We start from the raw sequence: 26,484 nt of genomic DNA, 5'->3' as shown, positions 1-26,484 counted from the left end.
GCAAGCTCTGCTTGAAGATACCAATCAATTTCACCTTTTATTGGCAATATTTGCACAATTTCCCCACTACATCCTTTCAAGTCAATTCATTTTAAGATTTCGACAGTCACCTGTTTTTCAACATTAGGTGCAACGCACATAGTCAGTATAATTTTCTTAATTAGAGCGAAAGCAGCAAAGATATGTAAAAAATACGATTAATGATGATAAGTTTTACATTATGTTAATAATCACGCAAAATAAACTCAGTATACTGGCACAATAAAGCTAAGTTCTAGCAACTAATAAAAACAGGGAACTTTATGAAGGGACAAATTAAAAACATGCGTTTAGCATTAGTGATTTTATTTAGCACATTATTTTTACAGGCATGTGGCGGTTCAAGCGATAAAGCTCCAATCTTTGCTATTAACAGCGATATATCCTCTGTGACATTTACCAATGAATTTTTACAAGAAGAAACACATACTATTGCAGTAAAGGTTAACTTTGATGGTGATGGTTTGCTACTTGGCTTTGCCCCTACTGCAACTCCTGTTGCTTGGTTGAATTATCGCATTGAAAACTTAACAGCAACTTCCGCCACAGTTCATATTGATGTGACTAACGCTAACCAAATTAATGCTGACTTATACAGCACTACATTAAGATTATCTAGCGGCGATCCAGCCACAAGAAATTTTGCCCATCAGGATATCAATGTATCATTACTCATATGGCAAGCACTAACTTTTGATGACACTTATGGTGCCGCAAGCATAGCAGCAAAAACAATAGATATAAGTTCGAGTACAGATAACTTAACTTTAGTAACCTCGGAGCCTTGGCTTAGTGTTGAAAAGTCTTTTACCGATGGTGTTACTACGATTACCGCCACACCTGATGCCAGCTCTCTTACTGCAGCAGGCCTATATTCAACAACCATTGATATTACCAGCCCGCTTGGCACGACAAAATACCCGGTAGAATTGAGTCTAGATAACATTCATCTATTTGCAGACAGAGCTACCCTTGCTCTGGTTGAAACCGCTAATATTAGTAACAACAAAGCAGCATTGAATATAAATTCGAATAGTGTTTTACCTTGGGGATGGCAAGCGTCGACTGATGCAACTTGGTTAACGCTAACTGCGAATTCAGATACAAATCAACTAATGATTGCGGCTGATGCAACAACATTAACGAATAACACCACCACGACTGCAACAATAACGATTACGGGTAACGAACAAACCACTGCGATAGCAGAAATAGTTCAAGTTAGCTTGTATAAAAGTGATGCAATAACGGAAAATTTTAACTTAGATATTATCGCTAATAGTAATGGCCTAGTAGCAAACCCATTGCTACCACAATATTATATTGCAACAGACAACGAGCTACGTAGTTATCATTTATATACCAATGAATTATTATCAACTACCGTTATCTCACCTGATGGCACACTACTAGAACAATTAGTCATCCACCCGAATGCTAGCATGATGCTTGCTAAAGCTGATGAAGTAACCGTTATTGATGAAAATACCAGTGAAACTACCACACATAGGTACAAAATCAACTTAAGTGATATGAGCGTTGTTGAAATAACTGATTTTGATATTATCAACGAACCAGCTAAATTTGTCCGACTTGACGGTCGCTACTTTGTTGCAACCTCAATTTTAGAATTTGCTGACGAAAACTTAATCCGCGTTGGTTTTAATGAAGCTAATGCTTTTCTTGCCCGCGCTTTTAATGTTGCAGAGCAGAATCAAAGCTTATTTGCATTAGATGCCAGCACCGCAACAGAATTAAATACAATCAAACGACTGAACGCAAAAGTAAATGACTTTGGCCGTAATCCAGTGACTACAGAAGTTACTCACAGTTATCGCCCTGAGTTGTTAGGCGTAAATGACCAAATTACAGACTTTTATATCACAGCAGATGAAAAAAATATTTATGCTATTAGCCCAACGAGTGAATGGATAAGCTTTGATGGAACAGCATTTACCGATAATGGCTTAATTAATACTGATGATGCTATAACTAATTTAGCTTTAACACATAGTTCAAATGATCGCGCTCATTACGTTCGATTTGAAACTAACACCGGCTTTAAAATTGATGTTTACAACGAACAACAAACTATTGCCAACACTATTGAATTAGGTTTAAATCCACCAAGAACGATACAAATTACTAATGATGATAGTCGCGCATTACTGTTATCTACCAACGCCGTTGATGTGGTTAATGTAAGCCAATTTGGCAGTTCAAGTGATACACTTTCATTTACAACAAATTTAGGTGATAGTGCTATTTCGCAGCAAGAACTTATCTTGTCGAGTGTTGGTGCAGATTGGCAAGCAACAGCTAACGCCCCTTGGTTAATACTGACACAACAAAATAATGATAGTGGCAACAGTCTATTAATCGATATTGATCGAAGTTTAATAACTGGTTGGGGCTTAATGACAGCAAGTATCGCTATCTATGACCCTGAAAGTGGCACAACAAAAACGATTACTGTTGAACTTGCCGTTGACGCTATAAGGTTAGCCAGTAACTACCCTGCTTTGGCATTTAACAGTCTAGCGACGCAAGAAACTTTAGTTCACACCATCGATGTACTTTCAAACAGTGAAATGGAGATTGCGTGGCAAGCAACAACGGATGTCAACTGGTTATCTCTATCAGCAGATAATATTAACAACACTCTAACAATTACAGCGATACCAGCCAATATTGCTACTGATGGTATTCACAACGCAGTAATTACCTTATTGCCAACAACTGCAGGCACTGCATTATCAGGGGCAATAAATATTACACTAAATAAAAGCACAACTGATGGTGTAGATATTGATATTAGCGATATCAATTTCAACGCTTCTGGTATTGCGCTTGATCCTATGCGCCCATATGTTTATATTGCTGATGGTGATCAATTAAATACCTATCATGTTATCACTGGCGCGTTAATCAATAGCAGCACATCATTACTAGCAGCTGAAGACTTAACTAACCTTGTGGTGCATCCTGACGGATCAATGCTATTAGCTTCTAATACTGAAACCTATTTAGATGAAGATGACGTTGAACAAACTCGTGTTAATCACTATCAATTTGATTTAAATAATTATCAATTTAGTCAAATCAATAGCGAAAATATCACAATTGAGTTTCGTCCTATCATGATTAAAATGATAGCCGGCGCTCCAGTGGTTATTACACAAACTCTTGAATATGCCGACATGAATTTAGTACGTCAGTATTGGGATCAAGAAAATGCATTTTTTGTCTCATCGATTACCCAAGCCAACAGTGCTGATGTAATCATGGCGTACAGACAAACGACAACTTCCCTTGAGCGTTTAACCCTAAGCTATAATGCTTATGCCAATGAAATGATAACCGCGATGAGCGCACCATCATATATCAATAACGCATTTACAAACTTATCGCGCTTTGCCTTAAGCAAGGATAGTAACACCGTATATAGTGCCAACAATACCAGCGAATGGGCAAGCTTCGACGGCACTGTTTATACTGATAATGGCTTACTGCAGAATAACGCCAACGTTCAAACGTTTAATACAACGATAGATACCAGTGACAATAGCTACTGGTTTCGCTTTGATCCGGCAATATCGACAACAGGTATTACTTATAGTAAATATAATAATGCTCAAGTCGAACTTTGGTCAGAAGTAATCTTAGGTCTGACAACTGAAAGTTATTTAATGCCGGCTTATCAAAGAGTATTAATTTATGATGCAAGTACATCAACCTTAGAACTACGTTCACACCAATGATTGAGCGTTTAACTTTAATATTAAAAAAGCACTCATACCAATATTGAACGGTTAAAAAACAGATAGGTTTATAGATAAACAATTATACAAAAATAGCCTCATCTTTTGATGAGGCTATTTTTTATCACTTAGCCTGAATTCTGGATAAGCAGCACTTGCTCAATACTCCCTATTAATCTATTTTTCCTTGGAAATGGCATAAAAGAAAGCATTAATGATATCTATAGTTACGTTTATCTTGCTACAGCATTTACTTCAACATCTAAGCCATTGACCTACTTAAATATCAGTCACTCATTATTCAGAGTTCAGATTACTTACGAATAATATTCAAACCTTTATTTAGTCAGAAAACGTAAACGCTTTCAGAAACTTTACCTCTCAAGTATTTTAATACGGCACTTAAGATAGCAAGCAAAGTAAATATTGGGCGCCAAAAGTGACGTGCGGTACCTCAGGGGTGGTGAAGTGTCAGTATAAGATTGTATAGAGCCGTTCAATCAATTATTTTGTGGAGTAGACTTTTCATTGACTAATACCAGATAATGTCCAAATAGTGACTTACTTCACAACTATCGATAATGGTGGGAAAGCAAGAATGGTTATGGAAAAATAGAATATCAACGGCTTGAAAAGTCAATGGTGTTGCGTAGCCACGCAAAAACAGGCACAACCTTGAATAAGCTCAAAGCTATGTGAGCGAAAGTGCAAAGGTTGTTGCTATCTAAAAAGAAAACAGCCCAAATATAGGGCCGTTAGAGTTTCTAAAGTCAGTTACACCATTCAAAAAAACATACTTAACTAAATGGCATTAGTTTCACGAACGGCTTTTTTTAGGTAGAACTAACCACTAATCAGCGTTAGTGCAGCTCCCTACTTGCCCAAAAGGCCCAATAAGGCCGATGCCAGTGTTAGGTGGGGTAACATTTTCATCAAGTACATCTGACGCTAATACAGGTAATGTAAAACGAGTTTGCGCCAAACTCTCTGTGCCGCTAACTTTTGCGCTAACAATTAGATTGATATTTACCCAAGTAGCAAAACTCTGGGCATAACGAATATCGATAATTGCCTGACCAAATTCATCCGTAGTTACTTCGCCTAATACTGAAACCACATTGCCAGGTGTTAACATACCATTACCATTGGTGTCCTCCCCAACATCCAATATACCATCAATATTAAGATCTTCATTTGGACATGGTGGAGTGGTCGAATAACTGGCCTGCCAAGAAGCAAACCCTCCCTCTTCATCTAATGACTTAGCCCATTGCCCTTTGTAATAATCGCTTGGTACCGCAGAGACTTTCAATACAATTCCTTCTTGTGGGGTCGAATCGACATCAGTTACAAATACAGAATATTGCTTATTATAAGAAGTAGAATCTGATTCAATCAAATCGTTACCCGTTCCTAATGCAATAAATAATTCTCGATCAGCTACCGTTAAAGTCACTGCATCTGAAATAGAAGGTTCGCTTTTTACAGTAGCAATAACGGAAATACCATCTTGGGCAGAAACAGAGTTAGAAGTGTACACCGTGCTTGCCGTACCATTACTATCAGTTACAGCGCTTGCAGGTAATATGCTACCACTACTCGTACCAGACAATGAAAAGTCAATAGTTTTCCCTTTTACTAAATTACCATTTATATCCTTAATGACAACTGAAATCGTTGAGGTTTCGCCATTGGGCGCAATTGAGTTAGGTGATGCTTGTGCTACGATCGTACTAGCGGTTTCAGCGATAAATTCAAACTCTAATTGATTACTTAAGGTTACACTTCCACTAGTTCCTGACGCAGTTACTAGTGATTTACCTGCGTTAGTAGAACGAATATTCGTTATCGCCTTTCCATTAACAATTGCCACAGAACTAGGAGTCACGACTCCTCGTGTAGAGGTAAAACTAACAATAGTACCATCAGCTATCGGCGTATTAGACTGCGTCCAAGTCAGTTCAATCAATGCATCTTTCGATAATAGAACATCCGGTAAAGCTGTAACTTCAGGGCTTACCGTTTGTTCGCCATTATCAAAACGGCTAAATAAAAAAGAGTCTGATTGAACAGAAACAATGTGCGACACACTATATCCAACAGCCCTTGCTGTAATTGTATTACTTCCTCCAGAAGTTCCCATAACAGAAAAGCTTGCTTGGCCAGTAATATCCGTAGTTACAGAGTCAACAATAGCAATATCTGCTACAGGTTCAGATCCAACTCCAGAAAGAGAAAAGTCCACAACAATATTAGGAATTCCAACTCCTTCAGAGTTCAATACTTGAATAAAAAAACTATTTTCATCATTAATAGCTAGAGAAGATGAACCGGTTAAATTAATCGTTGTACCTGTCACCTCCACATTAACTGCATCACTGATCCCTCCACTTTCTGAGGTAATAGTGATATCACGATTAGTTGGCTCATTACTTGTTTTTAATATTGCAGTGGCTTTACCATCCGGTCCCGTTACAGGAGTTATAACTTGAATCTGTCCAGAGGTTGTCATAAAGGAAATAGCAACTCCTTCGACAAGGTTATTATTTTCATCTTTTGCTATAGTGGTCAAAGTTACTTCTTCGTTACCACTTGACGCTATTTGTTGACTGCTAGCAAACAAACTAATATCGCTGGCAATTGGAACACCTATGTCTCCACCATCACCTGCGCTATCAAATACTACAGGTGTGGAGTCAATACCATCGACGGAAGCAGTAACTATACCAGAGCCACTGCTCGAACCTGCCAACAACACAATTAAAGCACGACCATCAGCTTCAGTACTACTAGTACCAACATCATTATTAAAACTTGCCAAATCTGTATTGTCTATTGAAAAGGTAACTAGTTTTCCTAGCAACGGTGTTGTGCCCTGCATTACTGTTGCTGTTAACGTTTGAGGTGTAATTCGAGAAACATTCTTATCAGAAATAGCCAACGTGATAGTTATAGGCTCTGGCGTAGTACCACCATCCGGAGTATCATCAAATCCGCCACTGCTACCACCACAGCCAGCTAAACTAAATAAAGCTGCGAAGAGTAAAATAAAACTAAAGCGTTGTACGAGCGCCATAAAAATCTTCCTTTGGGTAATATATATCATCAACTCTTTCTATATTAACCGAAATTATCTTAAAAGGTCAGGGATTAGCTTAAAAAACAATATCTCATTATTTGATTTCTACTCGCAGCAACAACATAATACGCTATCGCTTAATAAAACAAGAATAATATGACTGAAAAAAAGCAAGCAAGTTTGACCACGAGAATCGTTACAGGCATGGTTGCCGGGATATTAGTGGGTGCAATTCTACAATGGCTAATGCCTGATGGCTCTGATGCTGTTATCCCTTTATATTTATTTGATCTTTCATTACGTGGTTTTTTAGTTGATGGCGTGTTTGAAGTTGGTGGACAAATATTTATTTCTAGTTTACAAATGTTAGTGGTGCCACTGGTATTTGTCTCTCTAATTTGTGGTACTTGTTCATTGAAAGATACCACTAAGCTTGGTCGCATTGGTGGTAAAGCGATAGGCTTATATTTACTAACAACCGCTATCGCGATTAGTTTTGCCATGACTCTAGCCTTACTTGTCAGCCCAGGTGAAGGGGTAAACATGACAGCAGGTACCACCTTTGCTAGCCGTGAAGCGCCGTCGCTTGCACAAGTCATTATTCAAATGTTTCCAAGTAACCCTTTCGCTGCATTTGCTCAAGGTAATATGCTACAAGTGATTATCTTCGCCTTATTATTTGGTATCGCCATTGCTCTTTCAGGCAAAGCGGGTGAGCGCATAGCTTCATTATTTGAAGATATGAGCGTAGTTATCATGCGTCTTGTTACTATTTTGATGAACATAGCACCTTATGGTGTATTCTGTTTATTAGCTGGGCTATTTACTGATGTGTCATTAAGTACTTTTGGTAACTTATTGAAATATTTCTTTGTTGTGGTATTTGCCTTATTACTACATGCCTTTGTTACCTACCCTGTTCTATTAAAATTATTAACCGGTTTGAACCCATTAATATTTTTAAAGAAAATGCGCGATACCGCTATATTTGCTTTCTCAACATCAAGCAGTAATGCAACATTACCAATTACCCTAGAAACAACAACCAAGAAAATGGGCGTTAAAAACTCCATTGCTTCATTTACCGTACCACTTGGCGCTACTATCAATATGGACGGTACTGCAATCATGCAAGGTGTTGCTACAGTATTTATCGCGCAGGTATTTGCTCAAGATCTAACGCTAACTGATTACTTAATGGTGATACTAACAGCGACATTAGCATCTATCGGCACAGCAGGCGTACCTGGTGTTGGTTTAATTATGCTAGCAATGGTGTTAGAACAAGTAGGATTACCAGTAGAAGGCATCGCTTTAATTATTGGTGTTGACCGTTTACTAGATATGACCCGAACTGCAGTAAACGTTACCGGCGATAGCATGGTAACAGTTGTAGTTGGTAAATCTGAAAACCAATTCGATGAAGCGGTATTTAATGATGCAAATGCTGGAAAAAACATTGAAAATATTGACTTTCATCATTTAGATAAAAGCTAAGTAATTATTTCAATGTTAATGTCGATTTCTGAAAGTACTAGGTAGAAATTTTATACAAAAAGAGCGCTTATTAGCGCTCTTTTTTATACAAGTAATTTAATGAAACTACCCTGTAATTAGCGGTTCAAAACTTTTAACTAAATCATCTAATGATTTCATTTGCGCCAAGTATGGCTCAAGTTTATCTAACGGCAATGCACATGGGCCATCACACTTCGCTGTTAACGGATCAGGGTGAGACTCAATAAACAAGCCAGCAATACCAATTGCCATACCACTTCGCGCTAATTGTGCTGCTTGAGCACGTCGGCCATCAGCAGAGTCTGCACGACCACCAGGTTGTTGCAGTGCATGGGTAGCATCAAACATCACAGGTGCGTAGTTTTTCATTTCATCCATCGCTAACATATCAACAATTAAGTTGTTATAGCCAAAGCAGCTGCCACGTTCACAAAGAATAATATCTTCGTTACCCGCTTCACCAAACTTATTGATAATATGTCGCATTTCATGGGCAGCAAGAAACTGTGGCTTCTTTACATTAATAATGGCACCCGTTTTGGCCATTGCTACCACTAGGTCTGTCTGACGAGCAAGAAATGCAGGTAACTGAATAATGTCAGCAACTTCAGCAACCGGAGCGGCTTGGTAAGTTTCATGAACATCAGTGATCACAGGAACATTAAAGGTTGACTTGATTTCTTCAAAGATCTTTAAACCTTCATCTAAACCAGGGCCACGGTATGAGCTAACCGATGAACGGTTAGCTTTATCGAAAGAGGCTTTAAATACATAAGGAATGTTTAATTTTTGTGTCACTTCAACATAATGTTCAGCAATAGTCATTGCTAAGTCACGAGACTCAAGTACATTCATACCGCCAAATAATACAAACGGCTTATCATTTGCGATATCAATATCGCCAAGTGTAATTAATTGCTTTGACATAATATTTTCCAAATATTTATTTTAGGGCTAAACAGTTAGCCCACTATTAATTATTGCTTTAGCTACCAACAATTCGTAGTAATTGCCCACATAGCCATGCCATATAAGTACCTAATGCATAACCTAATACAGCTAACAAAACACCTACTGGTGCAAGTGATGGATGAAATGCTGAGGCGATAACAGGTGCCGATGCCGCGCCACCAATATTCGCTTTACTACCAACAGCTAAATAAAAGACTGGTGCTTTAATAAACTTACCGACTGCAAATAATAATACTACGTGTACTGCCATCCAAATTAAGCCAATCACCATATATTTAGGCGCTTCAACAATTTGCGAAATATCCATATGCAAACCAATCGTTGCCACTAAAACATAAAGGAAGCTACTGCCAACTTTTGAGGCCCCTACTGATTCCAAGTTTCTTACTTTGGTGAAAGATAATGCCAAACCAATGCTAGTCACTAAAACGATGATCCAGAATAATTTGCTGTGCAAGCTAAATTTCTTCAGTTCAGGGTAATTTGTTTGGAAGAACGGTACTAGGTAATCAGCGGCTAAGTGCGCCATGCCTGCTGCGCCTAAGCCAACAGCTAAAATAAGCATGTAATCTTTTAATTCTGGCGTTTTAGAGTTTGCTTTTGTATGAGCTTCAACCTTTTCAACTAAACGGTCAATACTTGACGTGTCGGCACCATTTTTAGCGTCTATGCGCTTATGATTAGCTGCCATATAAAGCAAACCCGCCATCCAAATGTTAGCAACAACAATATCAACTGTTACCATAATGGTAAATATTTTGCCGTCTGCGCCGTAGATCTCTTTCATAGCAAGCATGTTTGCACCACCACCAATCCAACTACCCGCTAGTGCAGCCATACCACGCCAAACTGCATCAGGCCCAGAAACACCAATTAATTCAGGCCAAATAGCTGAAACAATTAATAAAGCCAGAGGACCACCAATAATCACGCCGACAGTACCGGTTAAAAACATGATGACCGCTTTACTGCCTAAACCAGCAATCGCTTTAATATCAATACTTAAAGTTAATAAAACTAAACATGCCGGTAGTAAATAGTATTTTGCCACTTCATCAACTTGGCTAACATCAGCACTAACAATACCAAAAGTATTAAGCAAAGAAGGTAGCAAGTAACACATTAACAATGCAGGTACATATTTATAAAATGAGCGACAAGCCGCATTATTGCTATTAGAGGTATAAAAAACGAAACCTAAAATGAGTGCGAGAACACCAAGAACGGTAGCGTCGTTAGTAATCAATGGCGCATTCGCCACAACTGTATCTTGCATTACTTATCCTTTTAATTTTTACAATTTGTGATATTGCTTATTATTTTTTTAAATACTCAGTTTCTACTAGTGCAATATCGTATCTGAAATTGAAATTTTATCTAGCTGTAGTTTTAATAGTTGAGCTGCGGGATCTTTCGGGCATTGCTCAACAAAATATTGATAGTCATCATAAGCAACTTTAAAACAATCAAGTTGATGCAATAAAAAACCACGGTCACGGCGCTCAAACGGGTCATCAGGATTCAGTGCAAGTAGCATATCAACACACTTCAACGCATTATCGTAGGCGTGCTCACGAATAAAAGCCGCTTTTAAGCTAGTAATATGCTCAAGCACTAGGCTTTCTGACTTCATTACATCCATTTGTATTTCAAATGGGTCGCCTGAAATCTCACTCATACGAGCATCCAACTCATGCCAATTTAGCGACTCACCAGTTATCGGGTCAAATATAATCGCATAGTGGTCATCACACACAATTCTGATCATCGCTTTTTCAGGCACAAAAACAATGTCTGTTTTACAGTCACAAGCATTGGCGATATGAGCAATCAATATTGCCTTCAATGTTGGCGAAATTAACTTATGGCTAAGCGCAGGTGATAATTGATGTGCGATAGTAGGCCAAACAGGTAAGTGCTTATCGATAAAAAGCTGATCAACAAATAGGGTGTTAATCAGCACTTCTGCTTTTTCGATCGGCTCTTTTACTTTATCTGTTTCTTCTTGGCACAATTTGACTAAGTCATCTAGCTCACTAATACCAGAATCACTTGCGCCAAAAATATACTCTTCTAATAACAAGAAAGTTTGTAGTGGTTCATTTTGTTCAGATTTAATTTCTGACAACAACAAATCGTTCATGAATTCTCTTTCAATAGTAAAATTTTATTTTAGTCGCTTACAAGCCAGCTAAAAATACGGTTTCTTTGCTCATTGCAATGCGCACAATCAACATAACCCAGCCTAACGCACCTAAAAACCCAATGATTTGCATGGTACGGTTACGGGCTAGCTTTAATGTGTAATAACCAGTAAAAATGTAGGCAACAACGGCAAATAGCTTTTCAGCTAACCACAACTGCTCCGCGGGATTAATTGCTAGCTTTATTGATAAAGCTATACCTAAACCCAACAATAATGTGTCGATTATATGTGGAGCAATTTTCAACCATTTCAAGGTTAATTTTTCAGAGTTAACCAAGGTTAAGGCAAAACGAAAAGTAAAAAGTAATATGCTGATTGCAGCAACTGTCATATGTAAGTGTTTAAGCACAGAATTCTCCATTTATTGTTATATTTATTGTGTGTTAGCTTTTAATTCTTAATCAATGATAAAACAACCACAGGTGATCCTGTCGTTATCGTTGTAATCTTTAAAGGTTTGAATTTTTTCATAGCCGTGATCAGCTAAAATATCTTGCACCGCAATGCTTTGTTCAAATCCGTGCTCAATATATAAATAACCTAGCTGGTTAAAATAATTTCGCGCTTGGCTGACAATAATTTTTATATCCGCTAAACCGCTATCAGCAGCAACTAAGGCAGTTTTAGGCTCAAACCTTACATCGCCCTGCGCTAAGTGGCAGTCTTGTTCATCGATATAAGGAGGGTTGCTCACAATTACATCGTAATGCTTATTTTCGGCAACGGCGCTAAACCAATTACTTTGAAAAATCTTAACCTGAGTTAAATTCAAATTACTGGCATTGGTTTTTGCTAGCGCAACAGCATCATTGCTAAAGTCTACCGCATCTATTTGCCAAGAGCCCTGCTCTGAAGCTAATGCCAATGCAATTGCACCTGTTCCTGTTCCTAAATCTAAGCAACTCACCCCCTCAGCTGAATGATTATTTAGTACCAGTTCAACTAAAACTTCAGTATCTGGTCGAGGAATTAACGTGGCAGGAGAGACTTGTAACGGCAGTGACCAAAACTCTCGCATTTCAACGATATAAGCAATCGGTTCACCTTGAATACGGCGCAATAACAACTCAGCAAAATGTGCTGTTTGCGTTAATGACAGTATTTGCTCAGGCCAAGTCAACAAATAGGTTCTTGGCTTATCAATAACAAAGCAAATGAGTAGCTCAACATCTAATTTAGCACTATCAGAAGTAGCTAATAAATGTTGTTGTCCGTAGGCAATTAATTTCGCAATTGCCATCGATGATAATTGTTCAACCGATAACAATTGCGGTGTAGCTAACTCAGACACTAGTTTTGCTCAGCAAGCTCTGCTAATAAGTCCGCTTGGCTTTCTTGCATTATTGGCTCTAATACCAATTGCAAGCTACCTTCCATAATTTCATTTAAGCGGTAAAGTGTCAGGTTAATACGATGATCACTCATACGCCCTTGTGGGAAATTATAGGTACGAATACGTTCAGAGCGATCACCACTAGCAACTAAGTTACGACGAGATGACTCTTCAGCACTGCGGCGTTTCTCATCTTCAGCTTGCTGCAGACGAGCTTGCAATACTGACATCGCTTGTGCTCTGTTTTTATGCTGAGAACGCTGGTCCTGACATTCAACCACAACACCTGATGGAATATGCGTAATGCGAATTGCTGAATCAGTTTTGTTAACGTGCTGTCCACCCGCGCCTGATGCTCGGAAAGTATCAACTTTCAAATCAGCCTTGTTAATTTCAATAGCTTCTGAAGCTGGAATTTCAGGCATTACCACAACGGTACATGCAGAAGTATGAACACGGCCTTGTGATTCGGTTTCAGGCACACGTTGTACACGATGCCCGCCAGACTCATATTTCATCTGCCCATAAACACCTTCACCATTAACTTTAACCACAACTTCTTTAAAGCCGCCTTGCTCACTTTCGTTAGAATTCATTAACTCAATTTTCCAACCTTGCTTTTCAGCATAACGGCTGTACATACGAAATAAATCACCAACAAAAATCGCTGCTTCATCACCACCAGCGCCAGCACGAATCTCAAGAAAACAATTGTTATCGTCTTTTGGATCGCGTGGCAAAAGTAATATTTGCAGCTCGTCGGTCATTTGTTCTACCGCTTTTTTAGCCGCTTTAAACTCTTCTTGCGCCATTTCGCGCATATCAGGATCATCATCCTTGAGCATTTCTTCAGCAGTGGCAAAGTCATCCTCAGCTTCTTGATAAGCATGAAAAGCAGAAGTAACCACTTCTAATTGGGAGAATTCTTTCGATAAGGCCTGAAATTTTTCTTGATTCGAAATAGTTTCCGGATCAGACAACAAGGCTTGAACTTCTTCAAAGCGCTCGACAAGTATCTCAAGTTTTTGATAAACAGATTTATTCATTAAATGATCTTATATAGTCAATAATTGATGAATTACCCACGCATTATATTCAACTCAGCAGGTAAATAGCAGTAGTTTATTCAAGCTAGAAAAGCATGCGGGCAGTATAAAGAGCTTAGCGTTGAGTTTCAATGCTTGTGAAAGGGGAACAACAGGAATCATTAAGGGCTTTCAACACTTAACAGCACTAATAATAAGTTAATGGCTATTCTTGCTGATCAATATTAAAAATATCACGCAGGTAAACAAGCCTATCTAATTCGCCGCCTTGAGCAGCAGATTGAATAGCACTAGTTGGCGCATGCATAAACTTATTGGTTAATTTAGTGGCAAGCTCAGCTATAACGGCTTCAGGCTTTTTATTAGCCGCTAATTGTTGCATGGCTTTTTCTATCAACTGGTCGCGGTTATTTAAACACTGTTTACGATAAGAAATTACCGTATCTTGAGTATTCAAACCACGTAACCATGACATAAAGCTCGATGATTGGTCAGAAACAATTTCTTCAGCTAAAACAGCTTCTTTACGGCGGTTTTCTAAATTCTTAGCAATAATACTTTGCAAGTCATCAACAGTATAAAGAAATACATCTTCTAAATCTGAAACTTGTTCTTCAATATCTCGAGGGACAGCTAAATCAACCATAAACATTGGGCGATGCTTTCTTTTCGTTAATGCTTTTTCCACCATACCTTTGCCGATAATAGGTAAGGTACTGCCTGTCGAGCTAATAACAATATCGGCGCTCGCCATCATTTCAGGAATTTGCGCTAACGTAATAACATCAGCACCAAATTGCTTAGCCATATTTTCCGCACGGCTTAACGTACGGTTTGCCACAGTCATATGACCAACATTATTTTCGTAAAGGTGTTTAGCCACTAACTCAATTGTTTCGCCTGCACCAACAAGTAATACACGCGCTTTACCTAAACTAGCAAAAATATGTTTGGCTAGATTTACCGCAGCAAAAGCAACAGAAACTGCACTTGCGCCAATTTCAGTGTCAGTACGAACTTGTTTAGCAACACCAAAGGTTCGCTGAAAAAGTCGATCCATGACCAGTTCCATAGAACCCGCAGCTTTAGCTTGGTTATAGGCCTGTTTCATTTGCCCTAAAATTTGCGGCTCGCCTAATACTAAAGAATCTAAACCACAGGCCACACGCATCATATGATTAACAGCATGTTGGTCTTGGTGCCAATATAAACTTGGAGTTATGGTTGAAGCGGGAACATTATGGTGCTGCTCTAACCAACGAACGATACGTTCTTGCGTTAAAGTATATTCACCATCTTGTACCAAATATAATTCAGTTCGATTGCAGGTAGACAAAATAGCCGCCTCTTTACAATCAACTGAGTTAACCAGTTCTTGTAAAGCTATGCTCAGATTATCAGGGTTAAATGATATTTTTTCCCTAACGGCAACTGGCGCGGTTTTGTGATTGATACCTACTGCAACTATCGACATATGAATATATTGGGTCCAAAAAAAATTTTAATGGCAGGCAAATTCTGCTGCGAATGACAAATCATATTAAAGCTAATTATAAGCCAGCAATGACTAATCGACTCTATTATCGGCCAGATAATGAAAAAAACCTATGATCTGCGACAAAAAATCGCGATAATTTTACGAAAGATCACATTAAATTGAAAGCTCGCAAATAACGATTACTGATAAGCTTTCGTTATTTATTATTATTTCAAGAGCATATTATGAACGTTTTGAGACAATTTAAAGCTAACGTTAAGTAAACGCTAACTTAATAAAACTAAGCAAAATTGCCGTGTGTAACACGAATCAGCAAAGGAATAACATGTATAGTAAGCAACTTTTCATTCTATTTTTTATAAGCATACTTACAGCTTGTAGTAGCATTAGTGATGTTCCCGTGGCAAATAATCAATTAAACCAAGATATTGACACTCGAAATAAGCAAGTAGCGCAACTTAATAGTTGGACTATTACAGGAAAAATAGCCTTTATTAACAGTAAGGAGCGCCAAAGTGCCACATTGCATTGGCAAAAAGATCAAACAGCAGAAAGTGAAGCATTAAATCTTTCCACCCTATTTGGTATTAAGGTATTAGAGCTTAAACGTGAGAAAAGTAACTTTACTTTAGAAGTTGATGGTCAAACCTACCAGACCCAAGATTTAGATAATTTGATTTATAATTTAACCGGTTTAAATTTACCAACTCGTGCCATGAACAGCTGGTTAAAGGGTTTAGCTTACTTGTCTTCAGATAAAGTTAAATATCATGAAAAAACACAATTACCTGAATCATTAACCAGTCATTACAATAATAAAGCATGGCAAATTAGTTACAGTAAATATCATCATATAGGCCCTTTTCAACTGGCAAAACAATTAACCATTCTCCAAGACGATTTACGGATAAAAATTGTTATTCATGCTTGGAAAATTTAACGAGGTAGTCGTGAACAATCAAGTATTCCATTCATTCCCTGCGCCAGCAAAACTAAATTTATTTTTACATATTGTTGGTCAGTTAGATAACGGTTATCACCAGTTAGAAACCGTTTTTCAGTTTTTAGACCACAGCGATACTTTGCACATTAGAGCAACCAGCACTAATGACAATATCAATCAGCATAAAACCGCCATCACATTATTAACACCTATTCCTAATGTTAATAATAGCGATAACCTTATTGTTAAAGCAGCATTGCTATTACAAGAGCATACTCAATGTCAGCAAGGCGCCGAAATAAAACTTGAGAAAATATTGCCTATGGGCGGTGGCTTAGGTGGAGGTTCTTCGAATGCAGCGACAGTGCTACTAGCGCTAAATGCTTTATGGAATACACAACTATCAATTGAAGAGCTTGCCAATCTTGGCGTTAAGCTTGGCGCAGACGTGCCTATATTTGTTCACGGATATGCAGCTTTCGCACAAGGTATTGGTGAGCAATTAACACCGGCCTCACCAAAAATATATTGGTATTTAGTTTCAAAGCCAGATTGCAGTATTTCTACCCAAAGTGTTTTTACTGCTGAAGATCTAACCAGAGATACAGCCACTATACGATACAGCGATATCGACATCGAAAATTACCATAATGATTGCCAAACTTGGGTAATAAAACATTACCCTGAGGTTGCCAAACTACTGGGTTGGTTGATAGAATACGCGCCGTCTCAGATGACAGGAACGGGAGCATGTATTTTCTCGCGATTTGATTCAGAAAAAGAGGCGATCGACGTACAGTCTCAATTACCACACGGTATTGAATCGTTCGTTGCTAAAGGCTTAAATCAGTCGCCCGTGCATAGCGCGATTGCGGCGATTGAAAAAATTAAGCGAGGATGAGTTTTCATCTAATTGCCAAGTAAAACGGGCAAAACCAAAATAATTTGCTGATATTTAACACACCGTTCAATTTCAGTATTGTAATGTAAATGTCAAAAGTTTCTGAGGAACTGACCGTGCCTGACATGAAAATTTTTGCGGGTAACGCCACCCCTGAACTGGCCAAACAAATTGCTAACCGTCTATATATTACTTTAGGCGAGGCTAAGATTGGTAGTTTTAGTGATGGTGAAATTAGTGTAGAAATCACTGAAAACGTGCGTGGAGCGGATGTTTTTATCATTCAATCTACTTGTGCGCCAACCAATGATAACTTAATGGAACTAATCGTGATGATTGATGCGCTACGTCGTGCATCAGCTGGCCGTATTACTGCCGTTATGCCTTACTTTGGTTACGCTCGTCAAGATCGCCGCGTTCGCAGTGCTCGTGTACCAATTACAGCAAAAGTTGTTGCTGACTTCCTATCAAGTGTTGGAGTTGACCGCGTATTAACGGTTGATTTACATGCAGAACAAATTCAAGGTTTCTTCGACGTTCCTGTCGACAATGTTTTCGGAACACCTATCTTATTAGAAGATATGTTAGACAGAAATATTGAGAACCCTGTTGTTGTATCGCCTGATATTGGTGGTGTTGTACGTGCTCGTGCAGTAGCAAAATTATTAGATGATGCTGATTTAGCCATTATCGATAAACGTCGTCCAAAAGCTAACGTTGCACAAGTTATGCATATTATTGGTGATGTTAAAGGCCGTGATTGTTTCATCGTTGATGACATGATTGATACTGGTGGCACATTAGCAAAAGCAGCTGAAGCGCTTAAAGAACACGGTGCTAAACGCGTATTTGCTTATGCAACTCACCCGGTACTTTCAGGCAATGCAGCTGAAAACTTAAAAAATTCTGTTATTGATGAAGTTGTTGTTACTGATTCAATTCCATTATCAAAAGAAATTAAAGCGCTAGGCAATGTTCGTCAACTTACCTTAAGTGGTATGTTGTCAGAAGCAATTCGCCGTGTTTGTAACGAAGAGTCTATCTCTGCGATGTTTGATGCTTAATCAAATGTAGTAAACTCGTGAACAGCGCAAAAAAGCACCTTAGGGTGCTTTTTTAATATCAAAAATCGGTTGAAAGTAATAAGCCTTATACCACTTCTGTTATTTCAACGACCATATTTTTATTATGCTGTTTTATCAGTTGCGTCAACTCGGGCTTACATGAGCCACAATTAGTGCCGCACTTTAACTTCTTTCCCAACCCTTCAATAGTATTAGTACCGATTTTAATTTCGTCAACAATGCTATTTTCAGCAACATTAAAACATGAACAAACTTGCTTCCCAAGGCTAAATTCACTACTCGATTGACCCAGTAATAGCGCCTGAATATCACTAAACGCCAATGCTTCTTTAGCAAATAAATGTTGTGTCCAGGTACTTTCTATTTCAAGCCATTTACCGCCAACACTGCAGGAAAGTAGCAACTTTTTATTGGTCATCAAAACGATGGAGCATGTTGAATCATCACCAAAACTCAACCACTCAATATTGCTTGATTGTTCAATAGCTTGGTTACTTTCAACAAGTTGTTGGCACCAAAGTAAAACATCCGCAATTGCAACTTCGTTTGCCATACTTAGCTGTAAGCCATATTCATTGTTATTTTTCAGCCAAAAGCCAATACTTTTCAAAGACGAATCAAGCTTGATATTATTTAACAACACCTCACTGATATGACATTCAATGAACTGAGTAAATTGTGTTTTCTGAATAGCCACTGGCACTTGCTTACATTCCGGCTGTCCTGAGGCCTCATCAACAATACTTGGATACAAACGACTAACATTGGCCGCAGAGGCAAACTGCTGATTCCAATGAATCGGCATAAAGCACTGCTGCTTGCGAAGTCCATTATCAAGCTTTGCTTGCACTAAAACGGGCTCGGAACCAGAACACGCTGAGGTAATCGCAACAATATCATTTTCTAGCATATCAAGGGCAGCCAATTCAACTGCATTAATATACAGATATGGCTTAGTGGTGTGCTGAGTTAATTCAGCTGCCAAACTTGTTCGTGTCATACTGTGCCAATGGTCGCGTAACCTTCCGCTATTTAAGCTAAAAGGAAATACTTTTGTTGGCGCTAGTTTTGCCAGTTGTGGTTCAACAGCAAAAAACTGCGCTTTTTTGCTTTTAGTCGAAAACACACCTTTTTCAAATACACGCGAGCAACCATTGGGGTGCTTTTGGTTAATAGGCCATTGCATTGGACTTAGGTTGTCATATTCTTTAATAGATAAATCAGCTAAGCCTGAAATATCGAATAACCGATCAGACGGTTGTTTAGCGCCAGTTAAGCCAGCAAACTCCGTAAACACGTCACTAACATGCTGATACTCAAAACCACTAAAACCCATAGCACTGGCAACATCAGCAATGATTTGCCAATCATGACGCGCTTCGCCACACGCAGGCTGCACCGAACGTTGACGAGAAATACAACGTTCAGAGTTAGTCACAGTGCCATTTTTTTCCAACCAAGGTGTTGCCGGTAACTTAATATTCGCAAAGGCAAGCGTGTCGTTATTCGCTACACAGTCAGATACAACAACAAGTGGGCAGTTAGTTAACGCTCGCTCTATTTTATTGCGTTCAGGCAAGCTCACCAATGGATTCGTGGCCATGATCCACACGGCTTTAATTTCACCGCGTTCTATCGCATCAAACATAGCGACAGCACTTTTGCCCGCAGCATTAGCCATGACGGGTGATTGCCAATAGGTTTGCACATAATCACGGTGCTCAGCATTTTCTATATCAAGGTGAGCGGTTAATTGATTCGCTAAACCACCAACCTCTCGCCCGCCCATGGCATTAGGTTGTCCGGTAATTGAGAACGGGCCACTGCCCTGCTTGGCTATTTTGCCACTTGCTAAATGGCAATTAATAATACTTTGGCACTTATCAACGCCTGAGCTCGACTGATTAATTCCCATTGAATACATGGTGATAGCTGAACTGCTTTGAGAAAACAGTCTATACACTTGCACCAGTTGGCTGAGTTTAATATCACAGTACGCCGCTACACGTTCAATCGGCCATAGCTTAGCCACGTCTAATGCGTCATCAATGCCTTCGGTGTGCTGTGCTATATAGTTATCGTCGAGCCCGCCGTATAACGAAAGATAGCTTAGTAAGCCATTAAAAAATGCCGCATCTGTTCCAGGCTTTATGGCAAGATGATAATCAACAGATTCAGTGGTTGCCGTTGCTCTAGGGTCAATAGCCACCACCTTCATATTAGGATTAACTTGTCTGGCTCTTTCTATACGTTGAAATAAAACCGGATGCGTCCATGCCGCATTTGAACCTGTGATCAATAACAACTGCGTTGTTTCTAGATCGCGATAATTGCACGGCACCACATCTTCGCCAAAGCTACGCTTATAAGCAGCTACGGCCGAAGACATGCAAAGCCTTGAATTTGTATCAATATTACCTGAGCCGATATAGCCCTTCATGAGTTTATTCGCGAGGTAATAATCTTCTGTTAGCAATTGTCCTGAAACATAAAACGCCACCGAGTTTTTACCGTATTTTTTAATGGTGTCAGCAAAGCCACTAGCCACTTGCTCGATAGCATCCGGCCATGACACACTTTCACCGTTAACTTTTGGTACAAGTAAGCGCCCGCTTACATCAAGCGTATTGATTAAGTTACTGCCTTTCACACAAAGACGACCAAAATTTGCCGGATGACCAGCACTCGCTGTTAGCTTAGTAGCCTTGCCTCCTTGCTTAGTAATATCGATTCCACAACCAACACCACAATAAGCACAGGTACTTTCGACAATTTGCTCAGGTTGCACAACATTCCCCTTTGGCCCATTGCATATATGCAAAATGGCCTATTTTATGAATTCAGTCTTGCGAATTAGGTTGATGAACGACCTAAATAACAAGCTCAATGGAAGCATCCTATCTAATGCTAAACCAGTAATTGCACTTGCTGATCAACAATACGTGCTGGGTAGTTTTTAACGCTAACGCTCTCTTGTAAGCACAGCCCTGTTTGTAATGAAAAGTGCTGTTTGTATAACGGAGAGGCAACCACCAATTCTTCCCCAATACTGCCGACAATACCGCGATATAGCACATTAGCTTGGCCAATAGGATCATAGTTGCCAATGGCATAAACTTGCTGCTTGGTATTGGGCAAGTGGAAAATGGCGACTTGCTCACTGTCATTTAAGGAGCTGCTACCTTGCTCCAGTAAGGCACACACGCCAGCATTCGATACTAAATCGTCTAGATGACAAATCGTTTGCCATTGTTGGCTATTTTCTGAATTTAACGACATGGCTTGCTCCTTAGGTAGGTTCAACAATTTTAACGCTTTGCGCTGATGATTTTTCAAGCGAAGTTTCTGGTTCATTATCGCTAACTTGAACTGGAATACGCTCATGTGGGTATGCTGGACGAATTTGTTGGCGCTCTTCGACAAACACTATATTTGAATCAGCCTTGTCTGAGTTGACAAATGGCTTAAAGCGCTTCAATGCTTCAGGGTCCGCTAGGGTTGTTTTCCATTCACATTGATAAGTACCGACAATACTTTGCATTTGCTTTTCAAGTTCAGCCGATATTTGTAAACTATCTTCTATAACAACGCTTTGTAAATAACTTAAGCCGCCTTCTAAGCTATCCATCCACACTGACGTACGCTGTAATCTATCACCGGTATTAACATAGAACATCAGTACTCTATCAATATACTTAACCAGTGTTTCATCGTCTAAATCAGTGGCAAATAAATCACCATGGCGTGGTTTCATGCCGCCATTACCACAAACATAAAGGTTCCAGCCTTTATCTGTGGCGATAATACCAATATCCTTACTTTGCGCTTCAGCACACTCGCGTGTACAACCAGATACCGCAAACTTGATTTTGTGCGGCGCACGCAAGCCCTTGTAACGATTCTCTAACAGTATTGCCATGCCTATGCTGTCTTGTACGCCATATCGACACCAACTTGAACCAACACAAGATTTTACCGTTCTTAATGACTTACCGTAGGCATGCCCTGTTTCAAAACCTGCCGCTACCAGCTCTTGCCAAATTAAGGGTAATTGCTCAACACGAGCGCCAAATAAGTCAACTCGCTGGCCACCAGTTATTTTGGTATATAAGCTGTATCTTTTCGCAACCTCACCCAACACTATCAGTTTGTCTGGGGTAATTTCGCCAGCAGCAATACGAGGTACAACGGAATAAGTGCCGTCTTTTTGCATATTAGCAAGGAAAGTATCGTTAGTATCTTGTAGGCCAACATGGGATTTTTCTAAAATGTAATCATTCCATACTGAAGCGAGGATAGAAGCCGTTAGCGGCTTGCAAACTTCACACCCTAAACCTTGACCATGTGAAGAGAGCAATTGTTCAAAGGTGGTAATTTTTTCCACTTTCACAATATCAAATAGTTCTCGGCGTGAATAAGTAAAGTGCTCACAAATATCTTTTTTAACCTCCACGCCCCGTTGTTCTAATATGCTATCGGTAACATTTTTAACCAGCGCTGTACAACCACCACAACCAGAGCTAGCTTTGGTGCAGCTTTTAACATCACCCACAGTACAAGCACCACCATCTATAGCGCTAACAATGTCGCCTTTGGTAACATTGTGACAAGAACAAATAGTCGCACTATCAGGTAAGGCATCAACACCTAACGCAGGTTTATCAGCCGCCATTGGGAGAATAAGCGCTTCTGGAGATTCAGGTAACTCAATACCATTAAGCATATATTGTAAAAGGGTGTCGTACTCACTGGTATCGCCAATAAGTACCGCGCCTAATAGTTGAGTTTTATCGCCATTAACCACTATTTTCTTATAAACGCCATTTGGCTGGTTTTCATAGGTGTAACAAAGAGAGCCTGCAGTTTTTGCATGAGCGTCACCAATTGAGCCAACCTCAACGCCCATCAATTTCAACTTGGTACTCATATCAGCACCAGTGAATTCTGCACTTTGTCCTAGAATATGTTCTGCGGCGACTTTTGCCATGGCATAGCCAGGTGCCACTAAACCAAAAATAAAATTATTCCATAATGCACATTCGCCAATCGCATAAATATTCTCATTTGAAGTTTGGCATTGGTTATCAATGACAATTCCACCACGTTCACCAATAGCCAAATCAAAACTGCGTGCTAAATGATCAAATGGGCGAATACCAGCTGAAAATAAGATCAAATCAGTTTCTAATTCACTACCGTCACTAAAGCACAACTTATAACGACATTGCTCGCCGGCAGTAATTTCGCTGGTGGCTTTTGAGGTATGAACTTCAACACCAAGTTCATTAATTTTATCTTTTAATAATCGCCCACCACCTGCATCTACTTGTACGCCCATGAGTTGTGGAGCAAATTCAACTACATGCGTTTTCAGACCTAATTGCTTTAATGCATTAGCGGCTTCTAAACCCAGTAATCCACCGCCAATAACAACACCAACTTTGCTAACTTTTGCACTGGCATTAATGGCTTCTAAATCATCAATAGTGCGGTATACCAAGCAATGTTCTTGATCTTTACCAGGAATGGGGGGAACAAACGGGTAAGAGCCCGTTGCCAATACTAGCTTGTCGTAGTCATAGCGCTGTCCTTGCTCTGTTTCTACAAATTTTTCGTCTTTATCGATATAGCTAACTTTGGCATCAAGGGTAAAATTAACTTGCCAATTTTGATAGGTTTCTTCATCTGTCATGGCTAAATCGGCAGCAGACTTACCTGCGAAATACTCAGAGAGGTGCACACGGTCGTAAGCAAGTCGAGATTCAGCCGAAAGTACGGTTATTTCAATTGCTTGCTCTTTTGCACTTAACTCAACAAGTTGTTCAACAAAGTGATGACCAACCATGCCATTGCCAACCACAACAACTTTTGTTTTTTCGACTACCTGATTATCTACCTGACTATCCATCTTCATATACCTACTTATCATTGCTTATGCCGAACCGAAGAAAAGCGGCAGACTAAACAATCTAGCACTAAAATTTGGTGCTAGGTTATTGAGTTTAGATTCACTTAACTTTACTTAGCCATAGTAATAGCAAAGCCAATGCCAGTTAAATTTCACTAATAAAAACAATGCGTAAGGATAATTCAAAAACTAAAGAATAAAATTATGCACTAGCATGATGATGCAGGCGCACCAGTGCTGTGCAGTTAACATTAACGATTAAAGTGAAGTTTATAGGGCTCTAAAAAGTTAAGAGAAAATATGGCTGCTAAAAAGCAAGCGAGGTTAATAGTGTAATAAACAAGGCAAACGCTACCGTTTGCCAAAACTGCACCGGGTAACGCTTTATTAAAGGTAGGTTTTGATATTCTTGTAGTACATCAACATTTGGTTTATTCAAGTCAGCTAGAAACTCAGAAAAAGCTTGGTAACGTGCTTTTGGATCAGCTTGCACAGATTTTTGCAACGCTAAATCTAGCCATAATGGTAAGTCAGGACGATAGCCTTTAATACTATGATATCGCCAAAATGGATAATCTTTCGCTTTTTCATGACTAGACGCCATCGGTTTATATGGCAAAGCCCCTGATAACATTTCATAGCAAACCACGCCTAATGAAAATAAATCGCTTTGGTGATCAGCATGCATAGTCAATAGCGTTTCTGGTGCAATATAATTTAACGTGCCCTGTGGCACAGTTTCGGGCAAAGTATTAGTCGCCTCATCTTGAGCCGCAATCAACACTGTCCCGTAATCAATTAAGGTTATTTCCCCTGCAGTGTTAATCATAATATTGTCAGGCTTTAAATCTCGGTGCACTAAATCAAGACGTTGGAATGCACGTAGCGCACTGATTATTTGACCAACAATATCTCGCACCTGCGCAATACTTAGGCTTGGATTATCATGCATCCATTCACTTAACGGCTGGCCATCAATAAATTGACAAACATGATATAAAGACTTACTGCGCTGTTGCTTAGCAATGACCCGCATCACATTACGATGTTTTATCCGTTCACCTACCCAACCCTCCCGAAGAAAGCCCTGAATATAAATAGCATCATCAATAAAATTTACTGAGGGTACTTTTAGCACCAGAGGAGCTTCATGGTCAGCATGTTCAACTAAATACAAATGCGAGCGTACACTAGCGTGTAATATCTTTTTCACTTGGTAACCATCAAGCTTCTGTCCTACCTGTAAGGCCGGCGGTATTACTTGTGTTAATAAGTCTTGCTGAATTTCAGCTAAGTCGCGCTTCGGCGTTGATTGGATATAAACTAATACACAGCTGAGATTGTCTTGGCTACCTGCAGCTATTGCTTGTGCGATAATTTCTGAGCTTGCTTGTTCAAGCATGGCTTTATTTGGCTGCTTAGGAATAGTAGATAATAAGCTAGCTAGTTGCTGATTAGATAAATATTCATGCACACCATCACTAGTAAGGACAAAAACATCACCAACGTCGACAGGCAGCTGATATTGGTCAACCTTTAAATGACTGTCAGCGCCTAAAGCTCGCGTCAGTACACTTGAGCTAAGGCCATGTTTTTGATTGTGATCTCTGGTGATACTTTCGAACATGCCAGCGCTTATATCATCATGGCGATATTTGCCAATACGCGTGTCACCAACATGAAAAATATATCCACGACATGATTTAATAATTAACGCAGTAAATGTGGTCAGCCATTGAACACTATGTTGATGAACATTAGCTTGATTTTGCCGAGAGTTTTGACTGTTACTTTCACCCTGCAGTTCAAAATCACTAGCTCTTTCACCCTGAGAAAATAGCCACTGGTTTAAACTTTTTAGTACTTTAGCGGCAGATTTATCTGTTGACCATGATTCTGCAGTCGCGTAATAAGATTGGATAAATTGTGTTACTGACATTTGCGATGCTTGAGCTGCATGGCTAGCACTTGAAACGCCATCTGCAATAGCAATAGCGATACCTTTTGACTCTCGCTCAGCCGCACTAGGTTGCAATGCCGCAAAAGCATCTTGGTTTTCAGCTTTTTTACCTGCTTTAGATGCGCCGCCAATGACAACTTCTAAAATAGCTTTACCTTGAGGTTGCGCAGCACTGATTTTCGCTGCGCTTTTTACTATATCACCTTGGTGATTTACTTTATTTGCAACCATAATC

General features: G+C 39.4%; 17 protein-coding genes. 5 read left to right on the top strand and 12 right to left on the bottom strand.

The window, feature by feature from the left end:
* Positions 1 to 302: 302 nt before the first annotated feature.
* Positions 303 to 3,800: a hypothetical protein gene (locus B7C41_RS12170; protein ID WP_085299179.1), complete on the top strand. Its 3,498-nt coding sequence runs from the start codon at positions 303 to 305 to the stop codon at positions 3,798 to 3,800.
* An 850-nt stretch (positions 3,801 to 4,650) separates the two neighbouring features.
* Here the strand turns inward: B7C41_RS12170 and B7C41_RS12165 are convergent.
* Entirely contained in the window at positions 4,651 to 6,876 is a 2,226-nt protein-coding gene (locus B7C41_RS12165) for an Ig-like domain-containing protein (protein WP_158089128.1), read from the bottom strand.
* A 159-nt stretch (positions 6,877 to 7,035) separates the two neighbouring features.
* Here B7C41_RS12165 and B7C41_RS12160 point away from each other — a divergent pair, with 159 nt between their 5' ends.
* Positions 7,036 to 8,376, top strand: coding sequence for a dicarboxylate/amino acid:cation symporter (locus B7C41_RS12160; protein WP_085299177.1), 1,341 nt, complete (start codon positions 7,036 to 7,038; stop codon positions 8,374 to 8,376).
* Between the two features lie 105 nt (positions 8,377 to 8,481).
* Here B7C41_RS12160 and kdsA read toward each other — a convergent pair whose 3' ends face one another.
* The 7 genes from kdsA to hemA all read right to left on the bottom strand — a co-directional run bounded on the left by kdsA (position 8,482) and on the right by hemA (position 15,428).
* Positions 8,482 to 9,324: a 3-deoxy-8-phosphooctulonate synthase gene (gene kdsA / locus B7C41_RS12155; protein ID WP_085299176.1), complete on the bottom strand. Its 843-nt coding sequence runs from the start codon at positions 9,322 to 9,324 to the stop codon at positions 8,482 to 8,484.
* A 58-nt stretch (positions 9,325 to 9,382) separates the two neighbouring features.
* Positions 9,383 to 10,645 carry a DUF819 family protein gene (locus B7C41_RS12150; protein WP_085299175.1) on the bottom strand — a complete coding sequence of 421 codons (1,263 nt, stop codon included), beginning with the start codon at positions 10,643 to 10,645 and terminating at the stop codon, positions 9,383 to 9,385.
* Positions 10,646 to 10,711: 66 nt separating this feature from the next.
* Entirely contained in the window at positions 10,712 to 11,512 is an 801-nt protein-coding gene (locus B7C41_RS12145) for a tetratricopeptide repeat protein (RefSeq protein ID WP_085299174.1), read from the bottom strand.
* A 37-nt stretch (positions 11,513 to 11,549) separates the two neighbouring features.
* Positions 11,550 to 11,924 carry a SirB2 family protein gene (locus B7C41_RS12140; protein WP_235839700.1) on the bottom strand — a complete coding sequence of 125 codons (375 nt, stop codon included), beginning with the start codon at positions 11,922 to 11,924 and terminating at the stop codon, positions 11,550 to 11,552.
* A 48-nt stretch (positions 11,925 to 11,972) separates the two neighbouring features.
* Positions 11,973 to 12,815 (bottom strand): peptide chain release factor N(5)-glutamine methyltransferase, encoded by an 843-nt coding sequence (gene prmC / locus B7C41_RS12135; RefSeq protein WP_085299468.1) that lies wholly within the window; start codon positions 12,813 to 12,815, stop codon positions 11,973 to 11,975.
* A 50-nt stretch (positions 12,816 to 12,865) separates the two neighbouring features.
* Positions 12,866 to 13,954, bottom strand: coding sequence for a peptide chain release factor 1 (gene prfA / locus B7C41_RS12130; protein WP_085299172.1), 1,089 nt, complete (start codon positions 13,952 to 13,954; stop codon positions 12,866 to 12,868).
* A 205-nt stretch (positions 13,955 to 14,159) separates the two neighbouring features.
* A complete protein-coding gene (gene hemA, locus B7C41_RS12125) occupies positions 14,160 to 15,428 on the bottom strand; it encodes a glutamyl-tRNA reductase (protein WP_085299171.1) in 1,269 nt (422 codons plus the stop codon).
* 349 nt (positions 15,429 to 15,777) lie between these two features.
* Here hemA and lolB point away from each other — a divergent pair, with 349 nt between their 5' ends.
* From lolB to B7C41_RS12110, 3 genes are all read left to right on the top strand, one after another.
* Entirely contained in the window at positions 15,778 to 16,392 is a 615-nt protein-coding gene (gene lolB / locus B7C41_RS12120) for a lipoprotein insertase outer membrane protein LolB (RefSeq protein ID WP_085299170.1), read from the top strand.
* A gap of 10 nt (positions 16,393 to 16,402) precedes the next feature.
* Positions 16,403 to 17,296, top strand: coding sequence for a 4-(cytidine 5'-diphospho)-2-C-methyl-D-erythritol kinase (gene ispE, locus B7C41_RS12115; protein ID WP_235839699.1), 894 nt, complete (start codon positions 16,403 to 16,405; stop codon positions 17,294 to 17,296).
* Positions 17,297 to 17,412: 116 nt separating this feature from the next.
* Complete coding sequence (locus B7C41_RS12110) at positions 17,413 to 18,360, top strand: ribose-phosphate pyrophosphokinase (protein ID WP_085299168.1); 948 nt, start codon at positions 17,413 to 17,415, stop codon at positions 18,358 to 18,360.
* A gap of 85 nt (positions 18,361 to 18,445) precedes the next feature.
* Here the strand turns inward: B7C41_RS12110 and B7C41_RS12105 are convergent, their stop codons facing one another.
* The 4 genes from B7C41_RS12105 to B7C41_RS12090 form a co-directional block, all read right to left on the bottom strand.
* Positions 18,446 to 21,169 carry a nitrate reductase gene (locus B7C41_RS12105; protein WP_169712440.1) on the bottom strand — a complete coding sequence of 908 codons (2,724 nt, stop codon included), beginning with the start codon at positions 21,167 to 21,169 and terminating at the stop codon, positions 18,446 to 18,448.
* Between the two features lie 119 nt (positions 21,170 to 21,288).
* Positions 21,289 to 21,660, bottom strand: coding sequence for a nitrite reductase small subunit NirD (gene nirD, locus B7C41_RS12100; RefSeq protein ID WP_085299167.1), 372 nt, complete (start codon positions 21,658 to 21,660; stop codon positions 21,289 to 21,291).
* A gap of 10 nt (positions 21,661 to 21,670) precedes the next feature.
* Complete coding sequence (gene nirB, locus B7C41_RS12095) at positions 21,671 to 24,289, bottom strand: nitrite reductase large subunit NirB (protein ID WP_085299166.1); 2,619 nt, start codon at positions 24,287 to 24,289, stop codon at positions 21,671 to 21,673.
* Between the two features lie 307 nt (positions 24,290 to 24,596).
* Positions 24,597 to 26,480 (bottom strand): bifunctional protein-serine/threonine kinase/phosphatase, encoded by a 1,884-nt coding sequence (locus B7C41_RS12090; RefSeq protein WP_085299165.1) that lies wholly within the window; start codon positions 26,478 to 26,480, stop codon positions 24,597 to 24,599.
* Positions 26,481 to 26,484: the final 4 nt, after the last annotated feature.

Source organism: Cognaticolwellia mytili, assembly GCF_002104475.1.
Classification (GTDB): Bacteria; Pseudomonadota; Gammaproteobacteria; order Enterobacterales; family Alteromonadaceae; genus Cognaticolwellia; species Cognaticolwellia mytili.
Note: the sequence above shows the minus strand (reverse complement) of the source record. Positions and strands in the feature narration are given on the sequence as shown.

Excerpts from the sequence above, each read along its gene's own strand:
- B7C41_RS12170 (WP_085299179.1), top strand. The coding sequence starts at position 303 with ATGAAGGGACAAATTAAAAACATGCGTTTAGCATTAGTGATTTTATTT.
- lolB (WP_085299170.1), top strand. The coding sequence starts at position 15,778 with ATGTATAGTAAGCAACTTTTCATTCTATTTTTTATAAGCATACTTACA.
- prmC (WP_085299468.1), bottom strand. The coding sequence starts at position 12,815 with ATGGCAATTGCGAAATTAATTGCCTACGGACAACAACATTTATTAGCT.
- B7C41_RS12150 (WP_085299175.1), bottom strand. The coding sequence starts at position 10,645 with ATGCAAGATACAGTTGTGGCGAATGCGCCATTGATTACTAACGACGCT.
- B7C41_RS12165 (WP_158089128.1), bottom strand. The coding sequence starts at position 6,876 with ATGGCGCTCGTACAACGCTTTAGTTTTATTTTACTCTTCGCAGCTTTA.
- B7C41_RS12160 (WP_085299177.1), top strand. The coding sequence starts at position 7,036 with ATGACTGAAAAAAAGCAAGCAAGTTTGACCACGAGAATCGTTACAGGC.
- B7C41_RS12145 (WP_085299174.1), bottom strand. The coding sequence starts at position 11,512 with ATGAACGATTTGTTGTTGTCAGAAATTAAATCTGAACAAAATGAACCA.
- prfA (WP_085299172.1), bottom strand. The coding sequence starts at position 13,954 with ATGAATAAATCTGTTTATCAAAAACTTGAGATACTTGTCGAGCGCTTT.
- nirB (WP_085299166.1), bottom strand. The coding sequence starts at position 24,289 with ATGGATAGTCAGGTAGATAATCAGGTAGTCGAAAAAACAAAAGTTGTT.
- kdsA (WP_085299176.1), bottom strand. The coding sequence starts at position 9,324 with ATGTCAAAGCAATTAATTACACTTGGCGATATTGATATCGCAAATGAT.
- nirD (WP_085299167.1), bottom strand. The coding sequence starts at position 21,660 with ATGTCGTTAAATTCAGAAAATAGCCAACAATGGCAAACGATTTGTCAT.
- hemA (WP_085299171.1), bottom strand. The coding sequence starts at position 15,428 with ATGTCGATAGTTGCAGTAGGTATCAATCACAAAACCGCGCCAGTTGCC.
- B7C41_RS12090 (WP_085299165.1), bottom strand. The coding sequence starts at position 26,480 with ATGGTTGCAAATAAAGTAAATCACCAAGGTGATATAGTAAAAAGCGCA.